The organism is gamma proteobacterium SS-5, assembly GCA_009497875.2.
Classification (GTDB): Bacteria; Pseudomonadota; Gammaproteobacteria; order Chromatiales; family Chromatiaceae; genus Magnetovirga; species Magnetovirga frankeli.
Genome location: CP032508.2, coordinates 3,439,573 through 3,456,206, shown reverse-complemented (window position 1 = coordinate 3,456,206; position 16,634 = coordinate 3,439,573). Strand labels below are relative to the sequence as shown.

13 protein-coding genes are annotated in these 16,634 nt (G+C 63.0%); 11 read left to right on the top strand and 2 right to left on the bottom strand.

Annotation, left to right across the window (positions count from 1 at the left end; genetic code table 11):
* The first annotated feature begins 40 nt into the window (after nucleotides 1–40).
* The 3 genes from D5125_04115 to D5125_04105 all read left to right on the top strand — a co-directional run bounded on the left by D5125_04115 (nucleotide 41) and on the right by D5125_04105 (nucleotide 3,598).
* Nucleotides 41–676: a sulfoxide reductase heme-binding subunit YedZ gene (locus D5125_04115; protein ID QFY88727.1), complete on the top strand. Its 636-nt coding sequence runs from the start codon at nucleotides 41–43 to the stop codon at nucleotides 674–676.
* 158 nt (nucleotides 677–834) lie between these two features.
* Nucleotides 835–2,409, top strand: coding sequence for an ATP-binding protein (locus tag D5125_04110; GenBank protein QFY88726.1), 1,575 nt, complete (start codon nucleotides 835–837; stop codon nucleotides 2,407–2,409).
* 265 nt (nucleotides 2,410–2,674) lie between these two features.
* Nucleotides 2,675–3,598, top strand: coding sequence for an Rpn family recombination-promoting nuclease/putative transposase (locus D5125_04105; GenBank protein ID QFY88725.1), 924 nt, complete (start codon nucleotides 2,675–2,677; stop codon nucleotides 3,596–3,598).
* A 48-nt stretch (nucleotides 3,599–3,646) separates the two neighbouring features.
* On the opposite strand, the gene D5125_04100 is transcribed toward D5125_04105, so the two are convergent.
* Complete coding sequence (locus D5125_04100) at nucleotides 3,647–3,772, bottom strand: DUF3368 domain-containing protein (protein QFY91049.1); 126 nt, start codon at nucleotides 3,770–3,772, stop codon at nucleotides 3,647–3,649.
* 16 nt (nucleotides 3,773–3,788) lie between these two features.
* Here D5125_04100 and D5125_04095 point away from each other — a divergent pair, with 16 nt between their 5' ends.
* Nucleotides 3,789–4,241 carry a response regulator transcription factor gene (locus tag D5125_04095; protein QFY88724.2) on the top strand — a complete coding sequence of 151 codons (453 nt, stop codon included), beginning with the start codon at nucleotides 3,789–3,791 and terminating at the stop codon, nucleotides 4,239–4,241.
* Between the two features lie 390 nt (nucleotides 4,242–4,631).
* Here the strand turns inward: D5125_04095 and D5125_04090 are convergent, their stop codons facing one another.
* Nucleotides 4,632–5,882, bottom strand: coding sequence for a cation diffusion facilitator family transporter (locus tag D5125_04090; protein QFY88723.1), 1,251 nt, complete (start codon nucleotides 5,880–5,882; stop codon nucleotides 4,632–4,634).
* A gap of 784 nt (nucleotides 5,883–6,666) precedes the next feature.
* On the opposite strand from D5125_04090, the gene D5125_04085 reads away from it, so the two are divergent.
* From D5125_04085 to D5125_04055, 7 genes are all read left to right on the top strand, one after another.
* Nucleotides 6,667–8,046 carry a sigma 54-interacting transcriptional regulator gene (locus D5125_04085; protein QFY88722.1) on the top strand — a complete coding sequence of 460 codons (1,380 nt, stop codon included), beginning with the start codon at nucleotides 6,667–6,669 and terminating at the stop codon, nucleotides 8,044–8,046.
* Nucleotides 8,047–8,141: 95 nt separating this feature from the next.
* Nucleotides 8,142–9,272 (top strand): exo-alpha-sialidase, encoded by a 1,131-nt coding sequence (locus D5125_04080; protein ID QFY88721.1) that lies wholly within the window; start codon nucleotides 8,142–8,144, stop codon nucleotides 9,270–9,272.
* Entirely contained in the window at nucleotides 9,272–10,324 is a 1,053-nt protein-coding gene (gene pseI, locus D5125_04075; protein QFY88720.1) for a pseudaminic acid synthase, read from the top strand. The genes D5125_04080 and pseI overlap by 1 nt, the downstream gene beginning before the upstream one ends.
* A 407-nt stretch (nucleotides 10,325–10,731) precedes the next feature.
* Nucleotides 10,732–12,081: a phosphomannomutase gene (locus D5125_04070; protein ID QFY88719.1), complete on the top strand. Its 1,350-nt coding sequence runs from the start codon at nucleotides 10,732–10,734 to the stop codon at nucleotides 12,079–12,081.
* Between the two features lie 311 nt (nucleotides 12,082–12,392).
* A complete protein-coding gene (locus tag D5125_04065; protein QFY88718.1) occupies nucleotides 12,393–13,235 on the top strand; it encodes a DUF4338 domain-containing protein in 843 nt (280 codons plus the stop codon).
* Nucleotides 13,236–13,328: 93 nt separating this feature from the next.
* Nucleotides 13,329–14,690: an IS4 family transposase gene (locus tag D5125_04060; GenBank protein ID QFY88717.2), complete on the top strand. Its 1,362-nt coding sequence runs from the start codon at nucleotides 13,329–13,331 to the stop codon at nucleotides 14,688–14,690.
* 336 nt (nucleotides 14,691–15,026) lie between these two features.
* Nucleotides 15,027–16,565, top strand: a complete 1,539-nt coding sequence (locus D5125_04055; GenBank protein ID QFY88716.1) for a mannose-1-phosphate guanylyltransferase/mannose-6-phosphate isomerase — start codon at nucleotides 15,027–15,029, stop codon at nucleotides 16,563–16,565.
* Nucleotides 16,566–16,634: the final 69 nt, after the last annotated feature.

Genomic DNA, 16,634 nt, shown 5'->3' with positions numbered 1-16,634 from the left:
AGGGCGCAAACCAGCGCAGAGCACGCAGAGTCGAAACCCCATGAGCATAGCACCCAGTTCGGCACCCGGCACCAGGGTCAGCGACCCCAGGCTGCAACTGATCAAGATCGGCCTGTTTCTGGCCTCCCTCTCGCCCCTGTATGAGATCGCCTGGTACGCCCTGAGCGGGCGCTTTGGTGATTACCCCTCCTGGGAGATCATCGGCATGACCGGCGAGGCCTCGCTCATCTTCCTCCTACTGACCCTGAGCGTGACCCCGCTGCGCAAGTGGACCGGCTGGAACGGCCTGATCAAGATCCGCCGCATGCTCGGTCTGTTCGCCTTTTTCTACGCCACCCTGCACTTTCTGGTGTACATCTGGCGCGAGGACAACTTCATTGTGCACGAGTTCTTCCTCGACGTGGCCAAGCTGCCCTACATCACCGTGGGCTTTCTCGCTTGGCTGATGCTGATCCCGGTAGCGGCCACGGCCAATGACCCGATGATGAAAAAGGCCGGCAAGAACTGGAAGCGCATCCATTCCATGGTCTATCCCATCACCTTTTTCTCGGTACTGCATTACCTGCTGGTTCGCACCTGGAACCCCACCGACGTGCTCTGGTACGCCGCCATCCTGGTCGGCCTGCTGGCCTATCGCTTCTACCATGCCCGCAGTATCAAGGAATGGGTTTTCTGAAATCAGAAGCCAGAGGATAGAAGGTTTCTGGTACCCACGCGCCGCGTCGCGGGCATAGGGCGGCCCATGGCCGCCGTGCCGTCGCTATGATGCACTGATCCAGTTTGGAAGGCCCAGCGGCAGGCGCGGAGCGCCCTGTGCGGTGCTATCATGGTGGCATGAAACGCAAGAAACTCCCCACCGGCATTGCCAACCTGCGCGAGATGCGCGAGGAGGATCATTACTATGTGGACAAAACCGCCTATGCCCTGAGGCTGATCGATGAGGGCAAATACTACTTCCTCTCCCGCCCGCGCCGCTTTGGCAAATCCCTTTTTCTCGATACCCTGGCCGAGCTGTTTCAGGCCAATGAGCCGCTGTTTCGTGGCCTCCATGCCCACGGCCACTGGGATTGGTCGATCCAATACCCTGTCATTCGGCTGAGCTTTGGTGGTGGCCTGATGCGCGATCGGGCGCAGCTGGAGGCCAAGTTCCGCGAATTGCTCGATATCAACCAGGCCAGGCTGGGCATCAGCTGCCGCCAACCCACCGCTCCGGGCTGTTTTGCCGAGCTGATCCAGAGCGCCGAGCAAAAATACGGCCAGCGCGTGGTCATTCTGGTGGACGAATACGACAAGCCCATTGTCGATAACCTGACCCAGCCTGACCTGGCCCGCGAGATGCGCGATGGCCTGCGCAACCTCTACTCGGTGATCAAGGACAACGACGCCCAGATCAAATTCGCCTTCATCACCGGCGTGTCCAAGTTCAGCAAGGTGAGCATCTTCTCTGGCCTGAACAACCTGGAAGACATCACCCTGAATGCCGGCTATTCGGCCATCTGTGGCTATACCGAGGATGATCTGGATGAGGTATTCGCCCCGGAGCTGGAAGGCCTGGACCGGCAGCAAATTCGCGACTGGTACAATGGCTACAACTGGACCGGCGAGGCGGTGTATAACCCCTATGACCTCTTGCTGCTGCTGCGTAACCGGCAATTCCGCTCTTATTGGTTCGAGACGGGCACGCCGACCTTTTTGATCGATGTGATGACTGGCCGGGGTGTCTTCAGCCCAAACCTGGAATCCCTGAGCGGTGACGAGGATCTGCTGGGCTCGTTCGATATCGATCACATCAGCACCGAGGCCCTGCTCTGGCAGACCGGCTACCTGACCATCCAGGGTCAGCGCCACACGGGTGCCCGTATCGACTACCAGCTCGGCTATCCCAATCTGGAGGTGCGCAGCGCCCTGAACAACAGCCTGACCAAGGCGCTGATGGGGGATCGCAGCCAGGCCAGCCGGGGCATGAGCCGCCTCTACGACAGCCTGATGAGCGGCGACTTCGAGCGACTACACCAGCACTTCCACAGCCTCTACGCCAGCATCCCCCACGATTGGTACCGCAACAACCCCATCACCCAGTACGAAGGCTACTGGGCCAGCGTCTTCTACAGCCACTTCGCCGCCCTGGGGCTGGATATCCGCCTGGAAGACGCCACCAATCAGGGTCGGCTGGACATGGCCCTGCTGTTCAACGGCCAGGTCTGGCTGTTCGAATTCAAGGTGGTGGAACTGTTCCCGGAGGGCAAGGCGCTGGAGCAGCTGAAGATCAAGAACTATGCCGAAAAGTATCAATCACTCAAACAGCCCATCCACCTCATCGGCATAGAGTTCAGCACGGAGCAGCGTAATCTGATTGCCTTTGAGGTGGAAACCCTGGGCCAAGGAAGGGCAGATGGTCCATACACATAGGGCGGCCCGAGGGGGAGCATTACCCATTTGTTCCAGCCCAAACGGGTCATTTTTTACCGCATCAATAGGCCAGGCCCAGTGGGAGCGGGCTTGCCCGCGATTGCAGCAGCTTGCTGATCGAGGTGGGACAAGTGGGTAATGCTCCCGCCCGAGGTCATGCTTCATTTTTCCGGGCTCGTGCTAGTATTCTTACATTAGCGAAATTTATGTGGCCTAACACGCCACTGTCAGAATGGATGTTGTCTTCACATTCCCTATTACCGCCATGAATCAATCAATCCCGCCAGACGACCTGCTCGACCCGAAAAACGACTACGTCTTCAAGAGGCTGTTTGCTGAGGCCCCGGCCCTGCTCGCCGCCCTGATCAACGCCGTGCGCAGCGACAAACCGCCGGTTGAGGTGGTGGAGGTCCTCAATCCGCGCATCGAACCCGACGAAATCACTGGCAAATTCATCGTCCTCGACATCCTGGTCAAGGATCAGCACGGCCGCCTGTTCAATGTCGAAATGCAGATCCGCCGCTTCGACCCCTGGAGCGCCCGCAGCACCTATTACCTCGCCCGCGCCCTTTCCGGCCAAATCAGCAGCGGCGAGGATTACTTCAACCTGAAACCCGTCATCGGCATCCATCTGCTGGATTTTGACCTGTTCGACCAGCCGGAAAACGCCAACCAGGCACAATGGTGCTTTGAATTGCGCGACCGCAACAATCCGCAGGTCAAGCTCGGCGATGAGCTAAAATTGCACATTATTGAACTCAGCAAAGCGGACCGCCTGGGCCATACCCAGGGCCCTCTGGCGGACTGGATCAAACTGTTTGAACACTGGCAGGAGGACAACACCATGCAAACCATCGACTACCCACCGGTACAACAGGCACTGGACAAACTCAAAGGCCTCAGCGCCGACGAGGAAACCCGGCGCATGGCCTTTGTGCGCGAACGGGCGATGATGGATGAATCGTCGGCACTGCGGGCGGCGACGGAGAGGGGGCTGCAGCAGGGTATGCAGCAGGGCAAACGTGAAGAGGCTACCGCCATTCTAGCTCGGCTACTGACCAAACGCTTTGGCCCTTTGTCAGAGGAGACCCGCGTGCGCTTGTCGGAAGCGACCCTTGATCAACTCGATCTCTGGGCTGACCGGATTCTGGACGCGCCGAGCGTGACGGCTGTGTTTGATGGCCATTGAGTATCGGCGCTGGCGGGACGGCGGGGCAGATTAAATAACCCTGAGCCCTCAATCCGCCTCGCCCACCTGGCGCAAGATCGTCGAGATCACGGCGGCAGAAATGCGAAAGTCGGAGGCGTGCAAACGAGCAAACACCGCCTTGGCGGAGGGTATCAATCCCCGCTGGCGGGCCATGCCGATCACCGCCGCAGTGTCAGCGTCTCCATTCAGCCTGCTGACCGGCCAGGGCTACCCCTGCTGGGGTGTCGGCAGCGCCGAAGCCTTCTACAAACAACTCATGCACCAGGAAGCCGACATCGTCCTGGTCGATCTCGGTCTGCCCGGGGAAGACGGCCTCAGCCTTGCTCAACATCTACGCCAGCACAGCGCCTGCGGCATCATTATCATCACGGCCAGTGGCGGCCGAGACGACCGCCTCACCGGCCTGGGCGCGGGCGCGGACGACTATCTGGTCAAGCCGGTGGACCCGGATGAACTCCACCTGCGCATCGACAACCTCTGGCAACGCATACACAACAACCAGCCCAGCCCAACGCCCGCGCTATTGACCTGGCACTTCGACCCAAGCCAACAGATCCTCACCAGCCCGCAAGGCCAAAGCCTGCTGCTGAGTCAGCACACGGGGCGTTCCGGCACATTGTAAATTCGCTGCACTAAATGCACAGGCTCTTGCCTCAACACGATGGCCTCGACCACCTCCCTACGGCGCTGTTCACGTATTTCGATCTGTGTGCTCATGCGGCCAATTATATACTGCCATTACTTATGCAACAATTAATACCCACGCGCTGCGTGGGTACCCAGGGGCGATGCGCTGCGTCGCGAGTCGCACCGGGCTGAGACCCGGCGTTTACCTCCAAGCCAGCGCTCGGAACTCCCAGGATGTTTTGCAACGGCAAGGCTGTTTCACACTAAGGCCAGGCCTGTCACAACCCCATAGGGCGGCCCTTGGCCGCCGTGCTGTTGCAGATGGGGCTTGCTCAAGCTGAATCGGCCCAGCGGCGGGCACGGCCCGCCCTGTCGGCCTGAGCATTTACCTTCTGGGTTGAAACATGGATTTGGTGCTCTCCAGGTAGTCCTCCAGCACCCGGTCGAGTTGGGGCTCTTCGGTTCGGCGCAGGTCTATGCCGAAGCGGTGCAGCATCAGGCCGGGGCCTTTGTTTTCCAGGTCTTCACGGCAGCAGACGCTGTCCGCGCCCTGGTCGATCAGGTGGCTGGCCAGGCGGATGCCGCGGTGTTCTTCCTCGTCGTTGAAGGGGTTTTGCTGTACCTCCCGTTGCAGCACCTGCTGGGTCTGGCGGTCGTAGAGGATGCGGCTGAAGTGGCTGGCCTTGCCGAAGCAGTCGCTGATGATGGTTCCGCTGGCATCGGTGGGGACGTAGAGCTTTATCTGCCTGGGCAGTTCGTGGCGGTAGTGAATGAAGGCCGAGTCTATTGCCGAGTCTTCCTCCTTCAGGGCCTGCTCTATCTGTTGGGCAATGGCCTCTGCGGCGTCGATCTCGAAGGCGGATACCACCACCTCGGCATCGACGAAGCGGAAGCTGCCGGAGTTGCGCCCGCGCACCGCGTGTACGTCGAGCACCCCAGGTTGGCGTTCGATGATCTTGCGGTAGCTGGCCAGTCGTTCCGGCTCTACGGCGATGTCCAGCAGCACGCGGACGTTATCCCAGATGATGATCAGGCCCATGCGGGTGATCATCAGGGAGACGATCAGCGCCGCCCAGCGGTCCAGGTTGTAGCCGAACAGGGAGCCCAGCAGCCCGACCAGTACCACCAGGGAGGAGAAGACATCGGATAGGGTGTGGGTGCCGCTGGCCTCGATGCCGGGGGAGTTGATCTCGCGCCCCACGCGGGCCTCAAAGCGACCCCAGAAGAAGTCCAGGGCCATGCCCAGCAGCACTGCGGCTACGCCGATGGGGACGTTGCTGGGCAGGGGGGATTTGCCGGCGAGAAAGATCTTGAAGATCTCAAAGGCACCGAACAGGATGGCAAGGCCTATGGCCAGGGCCAGCAGGTTTTCGATCTTGTAAAAACCGTAGGGAAAGCTGCGGTATTTGTTTGGCGCTATCCGCACCCCAACCCAGACCAGCAGGGAGCCGACCACATCCACTGCCGAGTGGATGACGTCCGCCATCAGGCCGACGCTGCCGGTGAGCAGGGCCGCGCCCAGCTTGATGCCGGTCTCGACCAGGGACTCCAGGGCGGAGAAGAGCACCACCCACTTGCGCAGGAAGGCCTTACGCTCGGGGGTCATGGGCTTGGGGTTTTGGCTTGAGCTGTCCATGGCGGCATTATGCCCCAGACCGGGCGGGCTGTCGGGGGAATTCAGCCCGTCCGATCCCGTTCAGGGGGCCTGGCAATCAACGGCCCAGCCGGAGCTTGCCGTTACTGCGGTCTTGCCAGATGTCCTGCATGCCCAACAACAGGCGCAGCAGGACATAGCCAAGGCCGGAGGCGAGGGCGAGGGGGAGTAGATTATCGAGCATGGGGTTCTCCTGAGGGGTTGGGTTGTTCCCTGTGTAAGACAGGAATCATGCCAGTTTGTTTTTCTCTGATAATTTCATTTTTAAACAAGGAGAAAACCAGATTTGGCGAGGACGGATGAAGCGGGTCAGCCCAGAATACTGGACATATTTGGCATAAAGAGACAGAATTGTCCGGTCAAAATTGGGCGCAGACTCAGAGGCGCAAGGTGTCGGCCCGTCCCCGGTCGCCCAGCACAGCTGGCCTCCCACGCTGTGTAGCGCAACCCCGGATTCCGCTGCACAGGGATGTGCGAGTGTCCCGTGAGGCACGACTGCACGGATGCAGGAGGTAGGGCGTCGCAGGATGCCAAAGCCGAGGATGCCGATAGGGACCGCCCTTCGACAGGCCCTGCGGCAGGCTCAGGACACCGCTCAGGGCATCGCTTCGCTGCATCCGGGCTACGGGGCTGAAGAAATCCCCCTGCCCCCTTTGTAAAGGGGGGGTTGAGCCTCTCTCCTTAATGATTGAGAGGGGATAGTAGTTTCTGGGTGATAAATAGGCACACTAAGCGTTTGAAATAATTGTAATATACAGCTTATGAGATGAACCCGCGCACGCAAGACCTTGCCGATCTGCATGCCCAGACCGCACCGGCGGCCCTGCTGGATCGCCAGTACCGCATTCTGGCCAGCAACGAACGCTATCAGGAGGCCTTTCATCGGCAGCAGGACGGTGCCGGGCTGCATTGCTACCAAAGCTCCCACGGCTTTGACCGGCCCTGCGATGAGGCCGGCGAGTGCTGTCCGCTGAAGATGTCCGCCGAATCCGGCGTGGCCGAGCAGATGCTGCATATCCACCAGCTGGCCCAGGGCAAGGAGTTTGTCTTGGTGGAGATCACCCCGCTGTTCGATGAGCGCGGTCGCCTGCTGTATTTCCGCGAACTGCAGCAGCGCACCCTGATCGCCAGCGCCGAGCCCCGCGCCCAGGGTCTGGTGGGTGTCAGCCCGCCCTTCATCCAGATGCTGGATGACGTGCACAAGGTGGCGCGCAGCGCGGTGCCGGTGTTGCTGTTGGGGGAGTCGGGCACCGGTAAGGAACTCATTGCCCGCGCCCTGCACGATGCCAGCGACCGCGCCGCCAGGCCCTTTGTCGCCGTGGAGTGCAGCGGCCTGACGGAGACCCTGTTCGAGAGCGAGCTGTTCGGCCACCGCAAGGGCTCGTTCACCGGTGCCCTGGCGGACAAGCCCGGCCTGATCGAGGCGGTGCAGGGCGGTACCCTGTTTCTGGATGAAATCGGCGATGTGCCCCTGGGCCTGCAGGTGAAACTGCTGCGCCTGCTGGAATCCCACAGCTACCGCAAGGTGGGCGAGACCCAGACCCGCCAGGCGGATTTTCGCCTGGTCTGCGCCACCCATCGCGATCTGGACCGGATGATGGCCGAGGGGGCTTTCAGAACCGACCTGTATTACCGCATCAGCACCTTCCCCATCCGCCTGCCGCCCCTGCGTGAGCGGCCGCAGGACATCCGCCTGCTGGCCCAGTCGGTTCTGCTGCGCAGCCACCCAGAGCGTCGGCTTGAGTTGTCGGACCCGGCCGCCGCCCTGCTGGAGGCCTATGCCTTCCCCGGTAACATCCGCGAGCTGGTCAACCTGCTGGAGCGGGCGCGCATCCTGTGCAGCGGCCACAGCCTGCTGCCGGTGCATTTCCCGGCGCTGTGTGCCAGCAACGGCGATGGCCCGAGTAGCGATAACCCAGGATTGCCCTGCGCCGCATCCGGGCCAGCTGCATCCGGGCAGGCCTCGACCGAAGCCCGGCTGGATACAGCGCTGGAGGCCAGTAGCGATAGGGTTTTGAGTCTGAAGGAGGTCGAGCGTCTGTATCTACAGCGATTGCTGCTCAGCTACCCCAAAGGCCGCGCAGAGCTGGCGCTGGAGCTGGGTATCAGCCTGCGCACCCTCAACCGCAAGATCGCCGGGCTCTGAGGGGCCGTTATTGCGCTGCGTGATGTCGGATTCAAGCGCTGTTACACTGGGCCGCTGAGATCCGGGCAACGCGCCCATCCGCAACGGGTTTGACCATGGTTAAGATACTAGAACAGCGGGTTCTCTACCGCCAGCCGCGCTTTCACGCCGCCTTTCCCAGCATCCTGCGTTTTGGCGATGACCGGCTGCTGCTGGCCTTTCGCCGTGCCCGCGATGGGCTTTGGCTGATCCCCGAGGACCGCCGCGAGGGCCTAGACCCCCTGGCGCGCATGGACCACATCGACAGCCGCTCGCACATCGCCCTGCTGGAGCTGGAGCCGGACGGCACGCCGAGCTCGACGGAGCCTGAGCTGCTGCCCATGGACCCGGAGGCGGCGGATCAAGACCCCTCGCTGTTGCTGCTGCCCGATGGGCAGGTGTTTCTATCCTCGTTTAGCTGGTATCCGCTGCCCTCCGATGCCGCCCAGCACCTGGCGGGACGGCGGCCACCGGGGGATGAGTATTCCGGCTGCCGCTTTCTGTTCTGGGGCAGTCACGCCAACCTGCGCGGCCGTCAGCCCCATAGCTGGGTCTATCACCATGGCTTTATCCCGCCCGATGGCGGCTATGGCCGCAGCATCTCGCCCGACGGCAGCAAGCAGCTCATCGGCGCCAATCGCGGCAGCGCCCTGTGGCATGGGGGCGAGATCCTGCTGGCGGTCTATGGCAACACAGAAGAAGGCGCGGCCCTGTTCGCCAGCGCCGATCTGGGCCGCCACTGGCAGCTGCGCGGCATCATCGCCCAGGACGCGACGGCCAAGCTGAGCTATCAGGAGCCTGCCCTGTGTCGGGATGAACAGGGCGACCTGATCGCCTTTTTGCGCACTGGCGGCGGTGGTGGTCGTCTGGCCAGCTGCCGCAGCAGCGATGGCCGCCACTGGTCCGAACCGGTGCTGCACCAGCTGATCGGCCACCCGTTTCACCCCCTGCCCCTGGCCGATGGCCGTTTATTATTGACCTATGGCTACCGCAGCCAGCCCTTCGGCATCCGCGCCCGCCTGCTGGATCGGCCCAGCGCCAACCCGGACGACTTCCCCGAGATCATCCTGCGCGCCGACGGCACCTGCCCGGACCTGGGCTACCCCTGGGCGGTACAGCTGGCCGATGGCCGGGTGCTGGTGTGCTATTACCTGACCGATAGCAGCGGCATCCGCCACATCGCCGGCAGCTGGCTGGAGCTGGACTGATGACCCGGCCCATCCAACTCTTGGGCAAGAGCTGTGGGCCGGGGCATGCGCCGCTGCTGGTGGCGGAGCTGTCCGGTAACCACAATGGCCGCCTGGAAACGGCGCTCAAGCTGATCGAGGCGGCGGCCAAGGCCGGGGCCGATGCCATCAAGATCCAGAGCTACACCCCGGACAGCATCACCCTGGATCACGACGGCCCCGGCTTTCATCTGGAGCAAGGCCTGTGGCAGGGACGCAGCCTGTATGAGTTGTATCAGCAGGCGCACACGCCCTGGGACTGGCACCCGCGCCTGTTCCAGCACGCCCATCAGCTCGGGGTGCCTCTGTTCAGCTCGCCGTTTGATGCCAGCGCGGTGGAGATGCTGCAGCGGCTGGGCTGCCCAGCCTACAAGATCGCCTCCTTCGAGCTGGTGGACCTAGGCCTGATCGCCCAGGTCGCCGCCACCGGCAAGCCGGTGATCCTCTCCACCGGCATGGCCAGCCTGGGCGAGATCGAGGAGGCCATAGCCGCCTTCAATGGCGTTGCTGGTCATGGCGATCTGCTGCTGCTGCACTGCACCAGCGGCTACCCGACGCCGGTGGATGAGGCCCATCTCAACAGCATCCCGGTGTTGCGCCAGTGTTTTGATCTGCCGGTAGGTCTATCGGATCATAGCCAATCATCGGCGGTGGCCACGGCGGCGGTGGCCCTGGGGGCCTGTTTGATCGAAAAGCATTTCATGCTCTCGCGCCAGGCCGGTGGCGTGGATGCGGAGTTCTCCCTGGAGCCGGATGAATTTCGCCAGCTGGCGCAAGGCTGCCGCGAGGCCTGGCGCGCCCTGGGCCGCGCCAGCTTTCAACCCACCCCGGCAGAGACCAGCCACATCGCCAATCGCCGCTCCCTGTATGCGGTGCAGGACATCCCGGCAGGGGCGCCCCTGACCGCGGACAACGTACGCTCCATCCGCCCCGGCTTCGGCCTGCACCCCCGCGAGCTTAGCCAGATACTGGGCAAACGGGCGCGCCAGGCCATCGCCAGGGGCACCGCCCTGCGCTGGGATTTGCTGGATTAGGCTGGGGTTTGTTCACCCTATATTCCTCAGTTAAGCCACAGAGACACAGAGATCACAGAGTTGTTTCAAAGAGTTACATATCAGACCAGGCTCACCTAGAAGGTGTTGAATGTTCGCTTTCTAACTCATTGATTTTTCTCTGTGTGCTCGGCTCTGGCTCCAGGCTTCGCCCTACCTCCTCCGTCCATGGGGTCGTCTGTGGCTCTGTGGCCAAATGCTCTTTTTAGGTTCAAGTTTGCGCCGACTTGGCCGCTAGGTAGGCCTGTAGGCCCTGCGGAGACGGCGCAGTTCTGCTAGGATTGCCCCTCGCTAATTCTGGTCCCAAGGGCCAGAATTTTTTTAAATCAACGCCCTATGTTGTTTCCGCCCAGGACACGACAGGGCGGTAGCGTGCTTTTTGGACGAACATGAACCCCTTCAAGGCCTATGACATCCGTGGCCAGGTGCCGCAGGAGCTGAATACCCGGCTGGCCTATCGCATCGGCCAGGCCTATGCCCAGGTGTTTCGCCCCCGCTGCCTGGTGGTTGGTCGGGATGTGCGTCTGGAAAGCCCGGCCCTGGCCCAGACCCTGAGCGAGGGCCTGAACACCGCCGGGGTGGATGTCATCGACATCGGCCTGTGCGGCACCGAGGAGGTGTATTTCCAGACCTTCCAGCGCCAGGGGGATGGGGTGGACGGCGGCATCATGGTCACCGCCAGCCATAACCCCAAGGGCTATAACGGCATGAAGCTGGTGGGACCGGGGGCACGACCCATCAGTGGCGACAACGGCCTGCTCGCCATCCGCGATCTGGCCCTGGCGGATAGCCCCCTCGCCCAGGCAGCGCAACCGGGCCAGACCCGAGCGGAACCGGACAAGAGTGAGTACATCCAGCACCTGCTGGGGTATATCGATACCGACGCACTGCGGCCGCTGAAGATACTGGCCAATCCCGGCAACGGCCCGGCCGGTTTGGTACTGCGTCTGCTGCAGCCGCATCTGCCCTTCGTCATCGACTGCATCCAGGCAGAGCCCGATGGCCAGTTCCCGCAGGGGGTGCCCAACCCCCTGCTGCCGGAAAACCGCAGCCTCACCGCGCAGGCGGTGGTGGCCAGCGGTGCCGATCTGGGCATCGCCTGGGATGGCGATTTCGACCGCTGCTTTCTGTTCGACGCCCAGGGCCGCTTCATCGAGGGCTATTACCTGGTGGGCCTGCTGGCGGAGATGATGCTGGCCAAGCACCCCGGCAGCCGGATCATCCACGACCCGCGCCTGACCTGGAATACCATCGAGCAGGTGCAACAGGCCGGCGGCGTGCCGATCCAGTGCAAGACCGGCCACGCCTTCATCAAGCAGCGTATGCGCGAGGAAGACGCGGTCTATGGCGGCGAGATGAGCGCCCATCACTACTTCCGCGACTTCGCCTATTGCGACAGCGGCATGATCCCCTGGCTGCTGATCGCCGAGCTGATCTCGCGCAGCGGCCAGAGCCTGGCGCAACAGGTGGAGGCGCGCATGGCCGCCTACCCCTGCAGCGGCGAGATCAACTATAAAGTGGGCGATGCGGCGGCTGTCATTGAGCGGGTGCGGGCGCACTTTGCCCCACAGGCCCTGCATCAAGACAGCGTCGATGGCCTCAGCCTGGAGTTCGCCCATTGGCGCTTCAACCTGCGCAGCTCCAACACCGAACCCCTGCTGCGCCTGAACCTGGAAACCCGAGGCCAGCAGGCCGACCTGGGTCAATGCCTGGCTAAGCTGGAAGGTTTGATTCGATGAACCGCAGATTAAGCCGAAACATGCGGCAGTGATTGGATTGCCGTGCCGCATAGGGCGGGCCGCGCCCGTCGCCAAGCCACAGCAATGAGGCTGGCCCCTGGCTCCGGCGCGGCGGCCACGGGCCGCCCTATGCTCTCCCACCCATCGTGGGGCTGGCAGTTGCTGTGAAACTCGCGAAGTGCTCGATTGCTCCCGACCGCCAGGGAAGGCGGAAGTGTCGGTGTTGCTGGGAGCGCTCACCGACCCCTCCCCCCGGGCTGTCTATTAGACACACTGGACACAATGCTCCTGAATGTCTATCCTAGCGCCCCATGCAGATTTGCGGGCACGTTTTTACGCCGTCTATTCTGGGGCGGATTCGCGAGCGGCTGTCGGTGGGGGCCGACCTCAGCCGCAGCGCCTTGTCGCGTGAGCTTTGCCGTTGGCTCAACTGGCGTGGTGCGAACGGGCGGTTGCAGGAGGTTCGTGCCCGCAAGGCCTTGCTGGAACTGGATCGGCGTGGCCTGATCGAGCTACCCCCGCCACATCGTCTGCCGCCACAGCAGCGTGATGATGCGCCACTGGAGCCCTGGCAGGGACCGCGCTTCAGCGGCACGCTGGCAGAGCTGGGCGGGGTGGAATTGGTGGCGGTGACCGGTGAGGAACTGAGCCTGCTTTGGCGACGCATGATGGCCACCCATCACCCGCAGGGAGCGGGGCCCCTGTGTGGTGCGCAACGACGCTATCTGATCCATTCGCCGCAGATGGGCTGGCTGGGCGGGCTGGCCTTCAGTGGCTCGGCCTGGCATTTGCGGGAACGGGACCGCTGGATCGGCTGGAGCCCGCAGGCCCGCCGGGCCAATCTGTCGCGGGTGGTGGCCAATAGCCGTTTTCTGCTGCTGCCCAGTATTCAGGTTCCCCATCTGGGCTCCCACGTGCTGGCTTTGGCCAGCCGTCAGGTGGTGGCGGATTGGACGCGGGACTATGGCCAGGCGCCGGTGTTGCTGGAGACCTTTGTCGATGAAACCCAGTTTGCCGGAACCGTCTATCGTGCCGCCAACTGGCAGCGGCTGGGGCAGACCAGCGGACGTGGACGACAGGATCGCGGCGCGGGTGTCAGCAAGGCCGTCTATGCCTTGCCGCTGACGCCAAACTGGCGTAGCGTACTCTGCTAGGAGCCCAAGCCCGAGCTGCGCATACCGGAGCCCCTAGACCCTGGGGCGATCCCAACGGGCGGTGGTTCCTGGGCAGCGCAGGAATTCGGCACCTTGGCCTTGCCCGATGGACGTCTGCGCACACGCCTAATCCGTCTGGCCGAGGCCTTTTTCGCCCAGCCGACCGCCACCCTCAGCAGCGCCTTGCAGGGCGATGCCGGACAAACCAAGGCCGCTTACCGTTTCTTCAAGAACCCCCAAGTGACTCTCCAAACCCTGCTGCAACCCCATTACCAAAATACCCTGGCGCGTATCACGGCCCACCCCTGGGTGCTGGTGGCACAAGACACCACCAGCCTCAATTACGCAGCCCACCCCGCCACGTCGGGTCTGGGCCCCATCAATACCCGCGCCGATGGTGCCCTGGGCCTGAAGCTGCACGACAGTCTGGCCCTGACTCCCGAGGGCGTACCCCTGGGATTGGTGGATATCCAGCTCTGGGCCCGTGATGCCGAGGCCATGGGCCAGGCGAGGCAGCGCAAGCAGCGGCCCATCGAAGAGAAGGAGAGCCTGCGCTGGCTCACCAGCTTTCGACGTACCGCCGAGTTTCAGCGCCTTTGTCCTCAGACCCGGCTGGTGAATATCGCCGATCGCGAATCCGATCTGTACGAACTGTTTCAAGAAGCCACCCGGGATCCCCAAGGTCCGCACCTGCTGATCCGTGCCAACCGCACCACGCAGCGCCAGGTCGAGATCGATGAGGGTATCGCCCCCTTGTGGGACTACCTGCCGGCTCAGCCCCTGATCGGTCGGCAGCTGATCCAGATTCCCAGCCGTGGCGGACGCAAGGCACGGCTGGCCGAGCTGGCGCTGCGCCTTGCCCCCATCCGGCTGCAGCCACCCAAGCGACTCCAGGCCGAGCCGATTGACCTCTGGGCGATCCATGCCATTGAATCCTGCCCCCCAGAAGAGGGCGATGCGGTCGAATGGCTATTGCTCACCACGGTCCCTACCCAGACCTTGGAGGAGGCCAGTGAGCGCCTGGGCTGGTATGCCGCACGCTGGAACATCGAGGTCTATCACCGCACCCTCAAGAGCGGTTGTCGCATCGAAGACCGTCGCCTGGGCGATGCCGATAGCCTGGCATCCTGCCTGGCCATTGACCTGGTGGTCGCCTGGCGCATCCTTTATCTCACCAAACTTGGCCGCGAGGCCCCCGATCTGCCCTGCTCGGTGTGCTTCGAAGTGGATGAATGGAAAGCCCTGTACTGCTACACCGACAAGACCCCCGTACCCCCCGAAAGCCCGCCTCCGCTGGGTGATGCCATGCGTCGAGTGGCCAAGCTCGGCGGCTTTCTCGGACGCAAGGGCGATGGTCACCCCGGTGCGACCACCCTATGGCGCGGGCTGGATAAACTCTACTACCTCACCGAGGGCTTCCGCATCTTTCACCCATCGGTACCCGGCGGGCCTTAGGGATTGTGTCCAGTGTGGGTAATAGACAGCCCCCCGGGAGGGGGTTGGGGGGAGGGCAGAATTGGAGTGAGGCAACGCTCATCTTCTGGAGTGGTTGCCACGCTCCATGGTCCTTACTGTGAAACAAGATTGTGGTTCGCCACTCATCCTGGGAGCTCCGAGCGCTGGCTCGGAGGTGCAGCAGGGTAGGTGTGGCCATGCCTAGCGGCCACCCCAGATTCCGCCCTTCGACAGGCTCAGGACGGCGCTTCGCTGCATCCGGGCTACAGTTTTCTAACTCTTCGCGTTCTTTGCGATCCGCTTTTGATTCCGGCTTCGCTGGGTTAACTCGATAAAATGAACACCGAATCCACACCCATCCGCATCCAGCCGGTAATCCTCTGCGGTGGCTCGGGCACGCGCCTCTGGCCCCTGTCGCGCTCCGGCTTTCCCAAGCAGTTTCTTTGTCTGACCGGCGAGCACAGCCTGTTTCAGCAGGCCGTGCTGCGCCTGAATAGCTTGGCCGACAGCCGCTGGCAGCTGGGCGCGCCCTATGTGGTAACCAGCGAGGCGCACCGTTTTCTGGTGCAGGAGCAGCTGCGCGAGCTGGCGGTGCCGCTGGGCCTGGCCCTGCTGGAGCCGGAGGCGAAGAACACCGCGCCGGCCCTGACCCTGGCCGCCCTGGCGGCGCTGGAACAGGGCGATGACCCCATCCTGGTGGTGACCCCGGCGGATCAAACCCTGTCGGATCAGGCAGCCTTTCATCAGGCCCTTAGCCAGGCCATGGCCCTGGCCGCCGATGGCCTGATTGGCCTGCTGGGCATCCCGCCCCAGGGGCCGGAGACCGGCTACGGCTATATCCAGACCGTCACGGATGAGACCAACGGCATTAGCCAGGTGGCGCGCTTTGTCGAAAAACCCTCAGCCGCCGCCGCCGAGGGCTATCTGCAACAGGGCGGCTATTACTGGAACGCGGGCATCTTTGTGCTGCGGGCCTCGGTCTGGCTGGATGCCCTGCGGCAGCAGCGGCCAGAGATGGCGCAGATCGCCCAGCTGGCCTGGCAAGGCCGCCGCAGCGAGGGCCAGTTTCTGCGCCCCGAGGCCCAGGCCTTCGCCCGCGTCAGCGCCGAGTCGGTGGACTATGCGGTGCTGGAGCCGCTCAGCGCCGAGGCCGACCATCCGCTGCGCCTGACGCCCCTGGATGCCGGCTGGAATGACCTGGGCGCCTGGGATGCGGTATGGAAGGTGCTGCCCAAGGACGAGGCCGACAACGCCCTGCTCGGCGACGTGCTGCTGACCCAGAGCCGGGGCAATCTGGTACACGCCAGCAGCCGCTTGGTCAGCCTGGTGGGGGTGGATGATCTGGTGGTGGTGGAGACCGCCGATGCCGTGCTGGTGGCGCACAAGACTCAGGCGCAACAGGTGCGACAGATCGTCGATCAGCTGGGCGCCCAGTCCCGCGAGGAACAGGCCCTGCACCGCAAGATCTACCGCCCCTGGGGCTGGTACGACTGCATCGACCAAGGCCACCGCTTCAAGGTCAAGCGCATCCAGGTCAAGCCCAAGGCCAGCCTAAGCCTGCAGATGCACCACCACCGCGCCGAGCATTGGGTGGTCGTCAAGGGCACCGCGCAGATCCACTGCGGGGACAAGAGCCTGCTGATCAGCGAGAACCAATCCACCTACATCCCCCTGGGCGAGGCCCATCGCCTGAGCAACCCCGGTAGCATCCCGCTGGAGATCATCGAGGTGCAGTCCGGCAGCTACCTGGGCGAGGACGACATACTGCGCTTCGAGGATCATTACGGGCGGCAGGACAGGGGTAGCCCCCTGGAAGCTCCGAGCGCTGGCTCGGAGGGGCAAAGTCCAGGACAGCCCCCGGATTTGCTGCTATGAGGCAGCATAATCCAATGAAAAATATACCTGATTACCCACAAATCTCAGCCAATCGAATAGGGCGGCCCG

Coding starts and splice junctions, on each gene's coding strand:
- D5125_04115 (QFY88727.1), top strand. CDS start 41: ATGAGCATAGCACCCAGTTCGGCACCCGGCACCAGGGTCAGCGACCCC.
- D5125_04110 (QFY88726.1), top strand. CDS start 835: ATGAAACGCAAGAAACTCCCCACCGGCATTGCCAACCTGCGCGAGATG.
- D5125_04105 (QFY88725.1), top strand. CDS start 2,675: ATGAATCAATCAATCCCGCCAGACGACCTGCTCGACCCGAAAAACGAC.
- D5125_04100 (QFY91049.1), bottom strand. CDS start 3,772: ATGGCCCGCCAGCGGGGATTGATACCCTCCGCCAAGGCGGTGTTTGCT.
- D5125_04090 (QFY88723.1), bottom strand. CDS start 5,882: ATGGACAGCTCAAGCCAAAACCCCAAGCCCATGACCCCCGAGCGTAAG.
- D5125_04085 (QFY88722.1), top strand. CDS start 6,667: ATGAACCCGCGCACGCAAGACCTTGCCGATCTGCATGCCCAGACCGCA.
- D5125_04080 (QFY88721.1), top strand. CDS start 8,142: ATGGTTAAGATACTAGAACAGCGGGTTCTCTACCGCCAGCCGCGCTTT.
- pseI (QFY88720.1), top strand. CDS start 9,272: ATGACCCGGCCCATCCAACTCTTGGGCAAGAGCTGTGGGCCGGGGCAT.
- D5125_04070 (QFY88719.1), top strand. CDS start 10,732: ATGAACCCCTTCAAGGCCTATGACATCCGTGGCCAGGTGCCGCAGGAG.
- D5125_04065 (QFY88718.1), top strand. CDS start 12,393: ATGCAGATTTGCGGGCACGTTTTTACGCCGTCTATTCTGGGGCGGATT.
- D5125_04055 (QFY88716.1), top strand. CDS start 15,027: ATGAACACCGAATCCACACCCATCCGCATCCAGCCGGTAATCCTCTGC.